The sequence below is a fragment of the Pseudoxanthomonas sp. genome (assembly GCF_036845285.1).
Taxonomy (GTDB): domain Bacteria; phylum Pseudomonadota; class Gammaproteobacteria; order Xanthomonadales; family Xanthomonadaceae; genus Pseudoxanthomonas_A.
This window is the reverse complement of the sequence record NZ_DAIUEE010000026.1, coordinates 1-16,244: the sequence shown is the minus strand read 5'-3', so window position 1 is coordinate 16,244 and position 16,244 is coordinate 1. Positions and strand designations below refer to the sequence as shown.

Here is a 16,244-nt window from a genome sequence, read left to right as displayed (position 1 = left end):
ACGTCCTGACCCGGGCGGGTATTGCCCGCCCGGCTTCGTCAGGCCGTCGTCCCCGGGAATTCGGGGATCCAGCGCCTGATGAAGCGACAAGGGCGGACCGGAACCTCGGTCCGCCTTCGCCGTCTAAGGGAAGGTTGTAGCAAATCGATACGCCAGTAGCTCAATTGGCAGAGCAGCGGTCTCCAAAACCGCAGGTTGGGGGTTCGAGTCCCTCCTGGCGTGCCACTTCCTTCCCCGCGGAGTCCGGATCCCCGGCGCTCCCCAAAGCAAAGAGCGACAACTGACTTGAACAGCAAGGTCGAACAATCCAAAGCCGGCACGCCCGCAGCTGACATCACCAAGTACGCGCTGGCGCTGGCGCTGGTCGTCGGTGGCCTGGTCGCATGGTGGTGGTTCAATGGCCAGTGGGCCACGCCGGTGCGTGCACTGGCCGTCGTCGCAGGGCTGGTGCTGGGCGCGCTGGTGTTCCTGCAGACCGGCAAGGGGCGCGACACGCGCGAGTTCCTGGTCGAGTCCCGCTTCGAGCTGCGCAAGGTCGTGTGGCCGACGCGCGAGGAGGCGACCCGTACGACGTGGGTCGTCGTCATCGTGGTGATCATTCTCAGCCTGATCCTGGCCGCCTTCGACTTCGGCATCCAGAAGGCGATCGAGCTGTTCCTGAATTTTGGTCGTTGAGGAGAGTGCCGCAGTGAAGCGTTGGTATGTGGTCCATGCGTATTCGGGCTTCGAGAAGTCGGTGGCCCAGGCCCTGCGCGACCGCATCGTCCGCGACGGCATGCAGGAGAAGTTCGGCGATGTGCTGGTCCCGACCGAAGAGGTCGTGGAAATGCGCTCCGGCCAGAAGCGCCGTTCCGAGCGCAAGTTCTTCCCCGGCTACGTGCTGGTCCAGATCGAGACCCATGACGAAGGCGGCATCCCGCGGATGGACAGCGAAAGCTGGCATCTGGTGAAGGACACCTCCAAGGTGCTGGGCTTCATCGGCGGTACGGCCGATCGTCCGCTGCCGATCCGTGACGAAGAGGCGGCTGCCATCCTCGACCGCGTCCAGGAGGGCGTCGAGAAGCCCAAGCCCAAGGTGCTGTTCGAGCCGGGCGAGATGGTGCGCGTCACCGATGGTCCGTTCAACGACTTCAACGGCGTGGTCGAGGAAGTCAATTACGAGAAGAGCCGCCTGCGTGTCGCGGTGCTGATCTTCGGCCGTTCCACCCCGGTGGAGCTGGAATTCGGGCAGGTCGAGAAGGCCTGAACCGGCAGTCCGGCGCATTCAGCCGGGACCGTAAAACCCTGATATACTGCGCGGCTCCCTGACGGCGATGCCGGGCAGGAGCCATGGCCTGCCCTCGGGTGGCCATTGGCGCGTTCGAGAAAACGCGATACCGGGACGCGTGATTTTCCCGGTCCGATGGGGAGCCTGAAACCCAGGCGCTAGCACCCGGAGAGTACTCGCATGGCAAAGAAAGTTGTCGGTTACATCAAGCTGCAGGTGAAGGCCGGTCAGGCCAATCCCTCGCCGCCGGTCGGTCCTGCGCTGGGTCAGCGCGGCCTGAACATCATGGAGTTCTGCAAGGCGTTCAACGCCGCCACGCAGAAGCTGGAGCCGGGCCTGCCGATTCCGGTGGTCATCACGGCCTATTCCGACCGTACCTTCACCTTCATCACGAAGACGCCGCCGGCGTCGATCCTGCTGAAGAAGGCCGTCGGCATCACGTCCGGCTCCAAGCGCCCGAACACCGAGAAGGTGGGCAAGGTCACCCGCAAGCAGCTCGAGGACATCGCCAAGGCGAAGGAACCCGACCTGACCGCGGCCGACCTGGACGCAGCGGTGCGCACGATCGCGGGTTCCGCCCGCTCCATGGGCCTGACGGTAGAGGGTTAAGAGATGGCACAGAACAAGCGACAGAAGGCCATCCTGGCCGCCGTGACCCCCGGCAAGGCGTATGCCATTGACGAGGCCCTGAAGATCGTCAAGACCGCGGTCAAGTCCAAGTTCGTCGAGTCCGTCGACGTGGCCGTGCGCCTGGGCGTGGACGCCAAGAAGTCCGACCAGCAGGTGCGCGGTTCGACCGTGCTGCCCGCCGGCACCGGCAAGTCGGTCCGCGTAGCGGTGTTCGCCCCGGCCGGCGCCAAGGCTGACGAAGCCGCCGCCGCTGGCGCCGAAGCCGTCGGCATGGACGACCTGGCCGAGAAGATGCTGGCCGGCGACATCAACTACGACGTGGTCATCGCCACGCCGGACGCGATGCGCGTGGTCGGCAAGCTGGGTACGGTCCTGGGCCCGCGCGGTCTGATGCCGAACCCGAAGGTCGGCACCGTGTCGCCGAACCCGGCCGAGGCGGTCAAGAATGCCAAGTCGGGCCAGGTGCGCTACCGCACCGACAAGGCCGGCATCATCCACTGCACCATCGGCAAGGCCAGCTTCGAAGACGACGCGCTGAAGTCGAACCTGCAGGCACTGCTGATCGACCTGGTGAAGGCCAAGCCGGCCACCTCCAAAGGCCAGTACCTGCAGAAGATCTCGGTCAGCTCGACCATGGGCCCCGGCGTGACCGTGGACCAGTCCTCGCTGTCCCTGAAGTGATGATCCGGCGCGCTCGCGCCCTGCGCGAGCGCCTTTGCCGGGACATCATCCCCGCGAAAGCGGGGATCCAGCGACTTGAAGTTTGAGTCGCAGTAGAAACAAGAAAGTCGCCGGGTTCCCGCCTTCGCGGGAACGACGGAAAAAATTTTGAGGGCAGTCGCCCAAACCGGGAGACCGGCGCAAGCGACAGCCGTCAAAGACCGCAGGTGCGGTCAGCGCGCAACGACGACGGGCACGGAGGCTCGTGTTGGCAGGGAATCGCCGTCGTGGCTAGCGGGATCGCTTAATCCACCCCCGCAAGGGAGTGCGCCTGCGCAGATGGTGCCGCCTTCTGGAAGTTTTCTGGTGCTGGCCGCAAGGCCGGCCAGTCAGACAGGCCACCGACGGGACCGCAAGTCCCCGGCATCCAGGATGGGCGCCGTCCAGGACCGCGAGCGGCAGGAGCCGCAAGCGGAGTCAATTAGTGAGGAGTGTATGGCTCTCAATCTGTCCCAGAAGCAAGAAGTAGTCGCCGAACTGGCAGACGTCGCCGCCAAGGCGCACTCCCTGGTCGCTGCCGAATACGCAGGCACCACGGTCACCCAGATGACCGCGATGCGCAAGAAGGCCCGCGAGACCGGTGTGTTCTTGAAAGTTGTCAAGAACACGCTGGCCGTGCGTGCCATCGCCGGTACCGAATTCGAGGTTGTCCAGGACAAGCTCGTCGGTCCGCTGCTGTATGCGTTTTCGACCGAGGAGCCCGGCGCTGCCGGACGCCTGATCAAGGAATTCGCCAAGGGTAACGACAAGCTTCAGCCGAAGGTCGTCTCCGTGGGTGGCCAGCTGTATCCGGCCAGCCATGTGGAAGTCCTGGCGTCGCTGCCGACCCGTGATCAGGCGCTGGCCATGCTGGCCCGCGTGCTGGCCGAACCTGCGTCCATGTTTGCCCGCGCCGTCAAGGCCGTGGCCGACAAGCAGGGTGGTGGCGAAGCACCGGCGGAAGCCGCTGCCGAAGCCCCGGCCGAAGCCTGAGTTCGACGTCTTTACGGTTCTACGAACCCTAATCCCAGATAATTTCCAAAGGTAAACACAATGTCCCTTTCCAACGAACAGATCGTCGACGCCATTGCCGGCAAGACCCTGATGGAAGTGATGGAGCTGGTCAAGGCCATCGAAGAGAAGTTCGGCGTCTCCGCCGCCGCCCCGGTCGCCGCCGCTGCCGGCCCGGCCGCCGCTGCCGCCCCGGTCGAAGAGCAGACCGAGTTCACCATCGTCCTGAAGGACGCCGGTGCCAAGAAGGTCGACGTCATCAAGGCTGTCCGTGCCATCACCGGCCTGGGCCTGAAGGAAGCCAAGGACCTCACCGAGGCCGGCGGCGTGCTGAAGGAAGGCGTGTCGAAGGAAGACGCCGACAAGTTCAAGAAGGACCTCGAAGCCGCTGGTGCGAGCGTCGAAGTCAAGTAAGTCGTATCCGTCGCCCGTTCACTCAGGCGACAACCCGAGGCCGGGGGCGAAAGCCCCTGGCCTTCGGTCGTTTCAACGCGTAGCGATGTAAACGCGAGTTTGTAGTTGGAAGTAGCGGCAGAAGGCGTGCTGGTGCCGGCAATACCAGCGACTTCCAACTGGAAATTCCCCCGTTCGAAAGAATGTCCCCCGTGTGGTCGCGGACGCGCGACCCACGCTGCCAGAGGCACAGTCACATGACGACATATTCGTTCACCGAAAAGAAGCGCATCCGCAAGGATTTCGGCAAGCAGCGGTCGATCCTCGAGGTCCCGTTCCTGCTGGCCATCCAGGTCGATTCGTACCGTGAATTCCTGCAGGAGCACACCGATCCCGCCAAGCGCGAGGACCGTGGCCTGCATGCCGCGCTGAAGTCGGTCTTCCCGATCGCCAGCTACAGCGGCAACGCCGCGCTGGAATACGTCGGCTACAAGCTCGGCGAGCCCGTGTTCGACGAGCGCGAGTGCCGCAACCGTGGCTTGAGCTACGGCGCCCCGCTGCGCGTGACCGTGCGCCTGGTGATCTACGACCGCGAGTCGTCGACCAAGGCCATCAAGTATGTGAAGGAGCAGGAGGTCTACCTGGGCGAGATCCCGCTCATGACCGACAACGGCACCTTCATCGTCAACGGCACCGAGCGCGTCATCGTCTCGCAGCTGCACCGTTCGCCGGGCGTGTTCTTCGACCACGACCGCGGCAAGACGCACAGCTCGGGCAAGCTGCTGTACAGCGCCCGCATCATTCCCTACCGCGGCTCCTGGCTGGACTTCGAGTTCGACCCGAAGGACGCGCTGTTCACGCGTATCGACCGCCGCCGCAAGCTGCCGGTCTCGATCCTGCTGCGCGCGCTGGGTTACAACAACGAAGAAATGCTCAACGAGTTCTTCGATGTCAACACCTTCCACATCCTGCCGGAAGGCGTGCAACTGGAACTCGTCGCCGAGCGCCTGCGTGGTGAAACGCTGAACTTCGACCTGGCCGATGGCGACAAGGTCATCGTGGAAGCCGGCAAGCGCATCACCGCGCGCCACGTGAAGCAGCTGGAGCAGTCCGGCATCGCCGCGCTGGCCGTGCCGGATGAATACCTCGTCGGCCGCATCCTGTCGCACGACGTGATCGACGCCAACACCGGCGAACTGCTGGCTGCGGCCAATGATGAGATCAGCGACGACCAGCTGGCCAAGTTCCGCAAGGCCGGCGTGGACGCCGTGGGCACGTTGTGGGTCAACGACCTGGACCGTGGCCCGTACCTGTCCAACACGCTGCGCATCGATCCGACCAAGACCCAGCTGGAAGCGCTGGTCGAGATCTACCGCATGATGCGTCCCGGCGAGCCGCCGACCAAGGACGCCGCGCAGAACCTGTTCCACAACCTGTTCTTCACCTTCGAGCGCTACGACCTGTCGAACGTCGGCCGCATGAAGTTCAACCGTCGCGTGGGCCGCAAGGAAACCACCGGCGAAGCCGTGCTGTATGACAAGAAGTACTTCGGCGCGCGCAATGACGAAGAAGCCAAGCGCCTGGTCGCCACGCTGGGCGAGACCTCGGACATCCTGGACGTCATCAAGGTCCTGACCGAGATCCGCAACGGCCGTGGCACCGTCGACGACATCGACCACCTGGGCAACCGTCGCGTGCGTTCGGTCGGCGAAATGGCCGAGAACGTGTTCCGCGTGGGCCTGGTCCGCGTCGAGCGCGCGGTGAAGGAGCGCCTGTCGATGGCCGAGTCCGAGGGCCTGACCCCGCAGGAGCTGATCAACGCCAAGCCGGTGGCCGCCGCGATCAAGGAGTTCTTCGGCTCCTCGCAGCTGTCGCAGTTCATGGACCAGAACAACCCGCTGTCGGAAGTCACGCACAAGCGTCGCGTCTCGGCCCTCGGCCCGGGCGGCCTGACCCGCGAGCGCGCCGGCTTCGAAGTGCGCGACGTGCACCCGACCCACTACGGCCGCGTCTGCACCATCGAGACGCCGGAAGGCCCGAACATCGGCCTGATCAACTCGCTGGCCGTGTACGCGCGCACCAACAACTACGGCTTCCTCGAGACGCCGTACCGCAAGGTCGTGGACGGCACCATCACCGACGAGATCGAATACCTGTCGGCGATCGAGGAGAACGAGTACGTCATCGCGCAGGCCAACGCGCTGCACGACGCCAAGAGCCGCCTGACCGAACAGTTCGTGCCGTGCCGCTACCAGGGCGAGTCGCTGCTGAAGCCGCCCAGCGAAGTGGACTACATGGACGTCTCGCCGATGCAGACCGTGTCGGTCGCCGCGGCGCTGGTGCCGTTCCTGGAGCACGATGACGCCAACCGCGCGCTGATGGGCGCCAACATGCAGCGCCAGGCCGTGCCGACGCTGCGTGCGCAGAAGCCGCTGGTCGGTACCGGCATCGAGCGTGCCGTGGCGCGCGACTCGGGCGTGACCGTGAACGCCCGTCGCGGCGGCGTGGTCGAGCAGATCGACGCCGGCCGCATCGTGGTGAAGGTCAACGAGGTCGAAATCTCCGGCGAAACCGATGCCGGCGTCGATATCTACTCGCTGATCAAGTACACGCGCTCCAACCAGAACACCTGCATCAACCAGCGTCCGCTGGTGAACGTGGGCGACGTGGTCGCGCGCGGCGACGTGCTGGCCGACGGTCCCTCGACCGACATCGGCGAGCTGGCGCTGGGCCAGAACATGCTGATCGCGTTCATGCCGTGGAACGGCTACAACTTCGAAGACTCCATCCTGCTCTCCGAGCGCGTGGTGGAAGAGGATCGCTACACCACGATCCACATCGAAGAGCTGACCTGCGTCGCGCGCGACACCAAGCTGGGGCCGGAGGAAATCTCCGCCGACATCCCGAACGTCTCCGAGCAGGCGCTGAACCGCCTCGACGAGAGCGGCGTGGTGTACATCGGTGCGGAAGTGCGCGCCGGCGACATCATGGTCGGCAAGGTCACGCCGAAGGGCGAGAGCCAGCTGACGCCGGAAGAGAAGCTGCTCCGCGCGATCTTCGGCGAGAAGGCGTCGGACGTGAAGGACAGCTCGCTGCGCGTGCCGCCGGGCATGGACGGCACGGTCATCGACGTGCAGGTCTTCACCCGCGACGGCATCGAGAAGGACAAGCGTGCGCGCCAGATCGAGGAAAACGAGATCAAGCGCGTCAAGAAGGACTTCGACGACCAGTTCCGCATCCTCGAAGGCGCCATCTATGCCCGCCTGCGTTCGCAGCTGGTCGGCAAGGTCGCCAACGGCGGTCCGGGCACGCTGAAGAAGGGCGACGCGATCTCCGACGCCTACCTCGACGGCCTGAAGAAGTCCGAGTGGTTCACCCTGCGCATGAAGGACGATGATGCGTCCGACGCCATCGAGCGCGCCCAGATGCAGATCCAGGCGCACGAGAAGGAGTTCGAGCGCCGCTTCGCCGACAAGCGCGGCAAGATCACCGCCGGCGACGACCTCGCCCCGGGCGTGCTGAAGATGGTCAAGGTCTACCTGGCCGTGAAGCGCCGCATCCAGCCGGGCGACAAGATGGCCGGCCGCCACGGCAACAAGGGTGTCGTGTCGACGATCGTGCCTGTCGAGGACATGCCCTACATGGCCACCGGCGAGACCGTGGACATCGTGCTGAACCCGCTGGGCGTGCCGTCGCGCATGAACATCGGCCAGGTGCTGGAAGTGCATTTGGGCTGGGCCGCCAAGGGTCTGGGTCGCAAGATCCAGAACATGCTGGAAGCCCAGGCCAAGGTCGCCGACCTGCGCAAGTTCCTGACCCAGATCTACAACCACGACCAGAAGCTGGGCGAGGACCGCGTGGACCTGGACCAGTTCAGCGACAAGGAACTGATTGCGCTGGCGCAGAACCTGACCGACGGCGTGCCGATGGCCACCCCGGTGTTCGACGGTGCGGCGGAAACCGAGATCAAGCACATGCTCGAGCTCGCGGACCTGCCGATCAGCGGCCAGACCCAGCTGTACGACGGCCGCACCGGCGAGGCGTTCGATCGCCACACCACGGTCGGCTACATGCACATGCTGAAGCTGAACCACCTGGTCGACGACAAGATGCACGCGCGTTCCACTGGTCCGTACTCGCTCGTCACCCAGCAGCCGCTGGGCGGCAAGGCGCAGTTCGGCGGCCAGCGCTTCGGTGAAATGGAAGTCTGGGCGCTGGAAGCCTACGGCGCGGCGCACACCCTGCAGGAAATGCTGACGGTCAAGTCGGACGACGTGCAGGGCCGCAACCAGATGTACAAGAACATCGTCGACGGCGCCCACGAGATGGTCGCGGGCATGCCGGAATCCTTCAACGTGCTGGTGAAGGAAATCCGCTCGCTCGCCATCAACATGGAACTGGAAGACTGACCGATGTGGCGCGGCCGCACTGACCTGCCGCCGCGCCGATCGACCCTGGTCAACCCGCCATCGACAAAGCTTCCTCCTGACGGAGAAACACCATGAAAGACCTGCTCAACCTCTTCAACCAGCAGCGCCAGACGCTGGACTTCGACGCGATCAAGATCGCGCTGGCTTCGCCGGACCTGATCCGTTCGTGGTCCTTCGGCGAAGTGAAGAAGCCGGAAACCATCAACTACCGCACCTTCAAGCCGGAACGCGACGGCCTGTTCTGCTCGGCCATCTTCGGCCCGATCAAGGACTACGAGTGCCTGTGCGGCAAGTACAAGCGCATGAAGCACCGCGGCGTGGTCTGCGAGAAGTGCGGCACCGAAGTCACGCTCGCGCGCGTCCGCCGCGAGCGCATGGGCCACATCGACCTGGCCTCGCCGGTCGCGCACATCTGGTTCCTGAAGTCGCTGCCGTCGCGCATCGGCCTGATGCTGGACATGACCCTGCGCGACATCGAGCGCGTGCTGTACTTCGAAGCCTACGTCGTCACCGAGCCGGGCCTGACCTCGCTCGAGCGCCGCCAGTTGCTGACCGAAGAGCAGTTCATGCAGGCGCGCCAGGAACACGGCGACGACTTCGACGCCGCCATGGGCGCCGAGGCCGTCTACGACCTGCTGCGCACGATCGACCTGCAGGCCGAGATGGTCAACCTGCGCGAGGAAATCGCCAGCACCGGTTCCGAGACCAAGCTCAAGCGCCTCACCAAGCGCATCAAGCTGATGGAAGCGTTCCTGGAATCGGGCAACCGTCCGGAATGGATGGTCATGACCGTGCTGCCGGTGCTGCCGCCGGACCTGCGTCCGCTGGTCCCGCTGGACGGTGGCCGCTTCGCGACCTCCGACCTGAACGACCTGTACCGCCGCGTCATCAACCGCAACAACCGCCTGCGCCGCCTGCTGGAGCTCAACGCCCCGGACATCATCGTGCGCAACGAAAAGCGCATGCTGCAGGAGTCCGTTGACGCCCTGATGGACAACGGCCGCCGCGGCCGCGCCATCACCGGCACCAACAAGCGCCCGCTGAAGTCGCTGGCCGACATGATCAAGGGCAAGCAGGGCCGTTTCCGCCAGAACCTGCTGGGCAAGCGCGTCGACTACTCCGGCCGTTCGGTCATCGTGGTCGGCCCAACCCTGCGCCTGCACGAGTGCGGCCTGCCGAAGAAGATGGCGCTCGAACTGTTCAAGCCGTTCGTGTTCGCCAAGCTGCAGCGCCGTGGCCTGGCCACCACCATCAAGGCCGCCAAGAAGCTGGTCGAGCGCGAAGAAGCCGACGTCTGGGACATCCTGGAAGAGGTCATTCGCGAGCACCCGGTGCTGCTGAACCGCGCACCGACGCTGCACCGCCTCGGCATCCAGGCGTTCGAGCCGGTGCTGATCGAAGGCAAGGCCATCCAGCTGCATCCGCTGGTCTGCACCGCGTTCAACGCCGACTTCGACGGTGACCAGATGGCCGTCCACGTGCCGCTCTCGCTCGAAGCCCAGTTGGAAGCGCGTGCGCTGATGATGTCGTCCAACAACATCCTGTCGCCGGCCAACGGCGAGCCGATCATCGTGCCGTCGCAGGACGTCGTGCTGGGCCTGTACTACATGACCCGCGCGCTGGAGAACAAGAAGGGCGAGGGCATGGCGTTCGCCAACATCGCCGAGGTCAAGCGCGCCTACGACAACCGCGCCGTCGAGCTGCACGCGAAGGTCAAGGTCCGCATCAGCGGTACCGTGATCGACGAGGACGGCGGCCGCAGCCAGCAGAGCAGCATCGTGGACACCACGATCGGTCGCGCGCTGCTGGCCGAGATTCTGCCGGACGGACTGCCGTTCGCGCTGGTCAACACCGAGTTGAACAAGAAGGCCATCAGCCGCCTGATCAACTCCAGCTACCGCATGCTGGGCCTGAAGGACACGGTCGTGTTCGCCGACAAGCTGATGTACACCGGCTTCGCGTACGCCACGCGCGCCGGCGTTTCCATCGGCATCGACGACATGCTGATCCCGGCCGAGAAGAAGGGCATCCTGGGCGAAGCCGAACAGGAAGTGCTGGAGATCCAGGAGCAGTACCAGAGCGGCCTGGTCACCGCCGGCGAGCGCTACAACAAGGTGGTCGACATCTGGTCGCGCACCAACGAGCGCATCGCCAAGGCGATGATGGACACCATCGGTACCGACAAGGTGCAGAACGCCAAGGGCGAGACCATCAACGAGAAGTCGATGAACTCGCTGTACATCATGGCCGACTCCGGCGCCCGTGGTAGCCAGGCGCAGATCCGCCAGCTGGCCGGCATGCGCGGCCTGATGGCCCGTCCCGACGGTTCGATCATCGAGACGCCCATCAAGGCGAACTTCCGCGAAGGCCTGAACGTGCAGGAGTACTTCAACTCCACCCACGGTGCCCGCAAGGGTCTGGCCGATACCGCGCTGAAGACGGCGAACTCCGGTTACCTGACCCGTCGCCTGGTCGACGTGGCGCAGGACGTGGTGATCACCGAGGTCGACTGCGGCGGCACCGAAGGCCTGACCATGACCCCGATCGTGGAAGGCGGCGACGTGGTCGAGCCGCTGCGCGACCGCGTGCTGGGCCGCATCGTGGCCGAGGACGTGTTCCTGCCGGGCAACGACGAGGATCCGATCGTCACCCGCAACACGCTGCTCGACGAAGCCTGGGTGCAGAAGCTGGAAGACGCGGGCGTGCAGGCCCTGAAGGTGCGTTCCACCATCACCTGCGAATCCAACTTCGGCGTCTGCGCGCACTGCTACGGCCGTGACCTGGCCCGCGGCCACATCGTCAACATCGGCGAAGCGGTCGGCGTCATCGCCGCGCAGTCGATCGGCGAGCCAGGCACGCAGCTGACCATGCGTACGTTCCACATCGGTGGTGCCGCATCGCGTGCCGCCGCCGTGGACAACATCACCGTCAAGACGACCGGCTCGATCAAGTTCAACAACCTGAAGTTCGTCGAACACGCGAACGGCAGCCTGGTCGCGGTCTCGCGTTCGGGCGAACTGTCGGTGCTCGACGGCCATGGCCGTGAGCGCGAGCGTTACAAGCTGCCCTACGGCGCCACCATCAACGTCAAGGACGGCGACCAGATCACCGCTGGCCAGGCCGTGGCCAACTGGGATCCGCATAACCACCCGATCGTGTCGGAAGTGGCCGGTTTCGTGCGCTTCGTGGACTTCGTCGACGGCGTCACCGTCATCGAGAAGACCGACGACCTGACCGGCCTGGCCTCGCGCGAGATCACCGATCCGAAGCGTCGCGGTTCGCAGGGCAAGGACCTGCGCCCGATCGTCCGTATCGTCGACAAGGACGGCAAGGACCTGAGCATCCCGGGTACCGACCTGCCGGCGCAGTACCTGCTGCCGCCGCGCTCCATCGTCAACCTGCAGGACGGCGCAGCCGTCGGCGTGGGCGACGTGGTCACCAAGGTGCCGCAGGAAGCGTCGAAGACCCGCGACATCACCGGTGGTCTGCCGCGCGTCGCCGACCTGTTCGAAGCCCGCAAGCCGAAGGATCCGGCCATTCTGGCCGAGCGTTCCGGCGTCATCAGCTTCGGCAAGGACACCAAGGGCAAGCAGCGCCTGATCATCAAGGACACCGATGGTTCGGAGCACGAGGAGCTGATTCCGAAGTTCCGCCAGATCATCGTGTTCGAAGGCGAGCACGTGGCCAAGGGCGAAACCATCGTGGACGGCGAGCCGAGTCCGCAGGACATCCTGCGCCTGCTGGGCGTCGAGCCGCTGGCGGCCTACCTGGTCAAGGAAATCCAGGACGTCTATCGCCTGCAGGGCGTGAAGATCAACGACAAGCACATCGAAGTGATCACCCGCCAGATGCTGCGCAAGGTGGAAATCACCGACGCCGGCAACAGCAAGTTCCTGGCCGGCGAGCAGGTCGAGAAGCAGCGTTTCATCGAAGAGAACGCGAAGCTGCTGGCGCGCAACGAGCTGCCTGCGAAGTACGATCCGGTCCTGCTGGGCATCACCAAGGCCTCGCTGGCGACGGAGTCGTTCATCTCGGCGGCGTCGTTCCAGGAGACCACCCGCGTGCTGACCGAAGCTGCGGTCCGTGGTACCCGCGATACGCTGCGCGGCCTGAAGGAAAACGTCATCGTCGGCCGACTCATCCCGGCCGGCACCGGCCTGGCGTACCACAACCAGCGCCGTCGCAACGCTTCGGGCCTGACCGAGGCGGAAGTGAACGCCCTGTCGGGCGGCAGCGCCGAGTCCGCTCCGGTGGCCGCGGTCGCGACCACCGACGACGCGGGCGAGGAGTCCAGCGCCAGCTAAACCGTACTACCTGACGGCCTCCGGGCCGTCCCAGACCACGAAAAGAGGCGCAGGACGCGCCTCGTTTTCGGCCCAGGAAGGGCGGGATCGCAGTCAGTTGGCAGGCACCCACCTCCGTCGCGTTGACGGTCGGGCGGGTTGCCGGCTATACTTTTCCGTCTAGGTGGGCCGTCTTGCGGCCTGCCTTCGTTTTCATGTCAAACAAGGCTCCGGCCTTCACACGAAGAATCCACTATGGCAACCGTCAATCAGCTGGTCCGCAAGCCGCGGCAGGCCCCCACGTACAAGAGCCAGTCGCCCGCGCTGGACAATTGCCCGCAGCGTCGCGGCGTGTGCACCCGCGTCTACACGACCACCCCGAAGAAGCCGAACTCGGCCCTTCGCAAGGTCGCCAAGGTGCGCCTGACCAACCAGGAAGAAATCATCAGCTACATCGGCGGTGAAGGCCACAACCTGCAGGAGCACTCCGTGGTGCTCGTGCGCGGCGGCCGCGTGAAGGACCTGCCGGGCGTGCGCTACCACACCGTGCGCGGCTCGCTCGACGCCTCCGGCGTCGCCAAGCGTCGCCAGGGCCGTTCCAAGTACGGCGCCAAGCGTCCCAAGGCTTAAGGAAAAAGAATCATGTCGCGCAAAGGCTCTGCCCCCCAACGTGAAATCCTGCCGGACCCCAAGCACGGCAGCCAGACGATCGCCCGCTTCATCAACATGGTGATGCTGAGCGGCAAGAAGTCGGTCGCCGAGAAGATCGTCTACGGCGCCATGGATGTCATCGGCGAGAAGAACCCCAACGCCCTCGAGCTGGTCGAGAAGGCGCTGGACAACGTGTCCCCGGCCGTCGAAGTGAAGTCGCGCCGCGTCGGTGGCGCCACCTACCAGGTGCCGGTCGAAGTGCGTTCGTCGCGCCGCATGGCGCTGGCGATGCGCTGGCTGATCGAGTCCGCGCGCAAGCGTGGCGAGAACACCATGCCGCGCAAGCTGGCCGCCGAACTGCTGGATGCCTCCGAGAACCGCGGCGGCGCCATCAAGAAGCGTGAAGAGACCCACCGCATGGCGGAAGCGAACAAGGCGTTCGCGCACTACCGCTGGTAACGGCCTCCGGGCCCTTGCAAGCAAGGGCCTTCGGCACCATCTAGGTGCCCTTGGAGCGCGCTTCCGCGCTCCGCTCCGAAGGCCGCCGAAAGGCGGCATTCGGCCATCTGAAGATCTGCCCTCCACGGAAGGCCCTGGCATCCCGCCGGCCCTCCATCAGAAAAGAGAGACTGTCGTGGCTCGCACCACTCCCATCGAGCGTTACCGCAACTTCGGCATCATGGCGCACATCGACGCCGGCAAGACCACCACGTCCGAGCGCATCCTGTTCTACACCGGCGTCAGCCACAAGATCGGTGAAGTGCACGACGGTGCCGCGACCATGGACTGGATGGAGCAGGAGCAGGAGCGCGGCATCACCATCACGTCCGCCGCCACCACGGCGTTCTGGACGGGCATGGACAAGTCCCTGCCGCAGCACCGCTTCAACATCATCGATACCCCCGGCCACGTCGACTTCACCATCGAAGTCGAGCGTTCGCTGCGCGTGCTCGATGGTGCGGTGTTCGTGCTGTGCGCCGTTGGCGGCGTGCAGCCGCAGTCCGAGACCGTGTGGCGCCAGGCCAACAAGTACGCCGTGCCGCGTCTCGCGTTCGTCAACAAGATGGACCGTACCGGTGCCGACTTCGCCAAGGTCGTCGACCAGCTGAAGACGCGCCTGGGTGCGTATCCGGTGCCGATGCAGGTGCCGGTCGGCGCCGAGGACGGTTTCGAGGGCGTGATCGACCTGCTGAAGATGAAGTACATCCACTGGGATGTCGCTTCGCAGGGCACCAAGTTCGAGTACCGCGACATTCCCGCCGAGCTGGCCGACAAGGCCGCGGCGGATCGCGCCTTCATGGTGGAGGCCGCGGCCGAAGCCAGCGAAGAGCTGATGGACAAGTACCTCAATGAGGGCGACCTGTCCGAGGCGGAGATCATCGCCGGTCTGCGCGAGCGCACCCTGAAGGTCGAAGTGATCCCGGTGTACTGCGGCTCCGCGTTCAAGAACAAGGGCGTGCAGGCGATGCTCGACGGCGTCATCCAGCTGCTGCCGTCGCCGACCGATCGTCCGCCGGTGCAGGGCATCGACGAGAACGAGAAGGAAGACAGCCGCAAGGCGGGCGACAGCGAGCCGTTCTCGGCGCTGGCGTTCAAGATCATGACGGATCCGTTTGTGGGTTCGCTGACGTTCTTCCGCGTCTATTCGGGCGTGCTGAACTCCGGCGACGCGGTGTACAACCCGGTCAAGTCGAAGAAGGAGCGCGTGGGTCGCATCCTGCAGATGCACTCCAACCAGCGCGATGAAATCAAGGAAGTGCGCGCGGGCGACATCGCCGCTGCCGTCGGCCTGAAGGACGTCACCACGGGTGACACGCTGTGCTCGCTCGACCACATCATCACGCTGGAGCGCATGGTGTTCCCGGAACCCGTCATCTCGATGGCGGTGGAGCCGAAGACCAAGTCCGACCAGGAAAAGATGGGTCTGGCCCTGGGCCGCCTGGCGCAGGAAGATCCCTCGTTCCGCGTCAAGACCGACGAGGAATCCGGCCAGACGATCATCTCGGGCATGGGCGAGCTGCACCTGGAAATCCTGGTCGACCGCATGAAGCGCGAGTTCAACGTGGAAGCCAACGTCGGCAAGCCGCAGGTGGCCTACCGCGAGACGATCCGCAAGTCGGTGAAGCAGGACGGCAAGTTCGTGCGCCAGTCGGGCGGTCGCGGCCAGTACGGCCACATCGTCATCGAAATGTCGCCGGTCGAGCGTGGCGTCGGCTTCTCGTACGAGAGCGCGATCGTCGGCGGCGTGGTGCCGAAGGAATACGTCGCTGCCGCGGGCAAGGGCATCGAGGACGCCATGAAGAGCGGCCCGCTGGCCGGCTTCCCGGTGGTCGACATCGCCATCAAGGCGGTCGATGGCTCGTTCCATGACGTCGACTCCAATGAAATGGCGTTCAAGGTCGCCGGCTCGATGGCCTTCAAGGAAGCTTTCAGCAAGGCCCAGCCGGTCCTGCTGGAGCCGATGATGAAGGTCGAGATCGTCACCCCGGAAGACTATCTGGGCGACGTGATGGGCGACGTGAGCCGTCGTCGTGGCATCCTGCAGGGTCAGGACGACAGTCCGTCCGGCAAGGTGATCGCCGCGATGGTGCCGCTGGGCGAAATGTTCGGCTACGCCACCACGCTGCGTTCGATGTCGCAGGGTCGCGCCACGTTCTCGATGGAGTTCGACCACTACGCGGAAGCGCCGGCCAACATCGCCGACGCAGTCGTCAAGAAGAACTAGAAGCCGTGATTGGTGATGCGGGATTCGTGATTCGCAAGAGCACGGGTTCCGCTTCCAGCCAGTCACGAATCACGAATCACGAATCACAGAGGTAAAGACAATGGCAAAGGGTAAGTTCGAACGCACCAAGCCCCACGTGAACGTGGGCACGATTG

At 64.9% G+C, this 16,244-nt stretch carries 11 protein-coding genes and 1 tRNA gene; all 12 read left to right on the top strand.

Features of this window, described 5'->3' with window-relative positions:
* Positions 1–149: 149 nt before the first annotated feature.
* The 12 genes from V7060_RS18310 (at position 150) to fusA (ending at position 16,089) form a co-directional block, all read left to right on the top strand.
* Positions 150–225 (top strand) — tRNA-Trp (locus V7060_RS18310).
* 60 nt (positions 226–285) lie between these two features.
* A complete protein-coding gene (gene secE / locus V7060_RS18305; protein ID WP_334180640.1) occupies positions 286–675 on the top strand; it encodes a preprotein translocase subunit SecE in 390 nt (129 codons plus the stop codon).
* Between the two features lie 13 nt (positions 676–688).
* Complete coding sequence (gene nusG, locus V7060_RS18300) at positions 689–1,246, top strand: transcription termination/antitermination protein NusG (RefSeq protein WP_334180639.1); 558 nt, start codon at positions 689–691, stop codon at positions 1,244–1,246.
* A gap of 201 nt (positions 1,247–1,447) precedes the next feature.
* Complete coding sequence (rplK, locus tag V7060_RS18295) at positions 1,448–1,876, top strand: 50S ribosomal protein L11 (protein ID WP_055945202.1); 429 nt, start codon at positions 1,448–1,450, stop codon at positions 1,874–1,876.
* A 3-nt stretch (positions 1,877–1,879) separates the two neighbouring features.
* Positions 1,880–2,578: a 50S ribosomal protein L1 gene (gene rplA / locus V7060_RS18290; RefSeq protein WP_334180638.1), complete on the top strand. Its 699-nt coding sequence runs from the start codon at positions 1,880–1,882 to the stop codon at positions 2,576–2,578.
* Between the two features lie 474 nt (positions 2,579–3,052).
* A complete protein-coding gene (gene rplJ / locus V7060_RS18285) occupies positions 3,053–3,589 on the top strand; it encodes a 50S ribosomal protein L10 (protein ID WP_334180641.1) in 537 nt (178 codons plus the stop codon).
* Between the two features lie 60 nt (positions 3,590–3,649).
* Complete coding sequence (gene rplL / locus V7060_RS18280) at positions 3,650–4,021, top strand: 50S ribosomal protein L7/L12 (RefSeq protein WP_327480605.1); 372 nt, start codon at positions 3,650–3,652, stop codon at positions 4,019–4,021.
* A 236-nt stretch (positions 4,022–4,257) separates the two neighbouring features.
* The gene (rpoB, locus tag V7060_RS18275; protein WP_334180637.1) at positions 4,258–8,409 is read left to right on the top strand and encodes a DNA-directed RNA polymerase subunit beta; all 4,152 of its coding nucleotides are present in this window, start codon (positions 4,258–4,260) and stop codon (positions 8,407–8,409) included.
* 92 nt (positions 8,410–8,501) lie between these two features.
* Positions 8,502–12,734 carry a DNA-directed RNA polymerase subunit beta' gene (gene rpoC / locus V7060_RS18270; protein ID WP_334180636.1) on the top strand — a complete coding sequence of 1,411 codons (4,233 nt, stop codon included), beginning with the start codon at positions 8,502–8,504 and terminating at the stop codon, positions 12,732–12,734.
* A 234-nt stretch (positions 12,735–12,968) separates the two neighbouring features.
* A complete protein-coding gene (gene rpsL, locus V7060_RS18265) occupies positions 12,969–13,343 on the top strand; it encodes a 30S ribosomal protein S12 (RefSeq protein WP_055945224.1) in 375 nt (124 codons plus the stop codon).
* 12 nt (positions 13,344–13,355) lie between these two features.
* Complete coding sequence (gene rpsG, locus V7060_RS18260; RefSeq protein WP_055945227.1) at positions 13,356–13,823, top strand: 30S ribosomal protein S7; 468 nt, start codon at positions 13,356–13,358, stop codon at positions 13,821–13,823.
* A 175-nt stretch (positions 13,824–13,998) separates the two neighbouring features.
* Positions 13,999–16,089 carry an elongation factor G gene (fusA, locus tag V7060_RS18255; RefSeq protein ID WP_334180635.1) on the top strand — a complete coding sequence of 697 codons (2,091 nt, stop codon included), beginning with the start codon at positions 13,999–14,001 and terminating at the stop codon, positions 16,087–16,089.
* Positions 16,090–16,244: the final 155 nt, after the last annotated feature.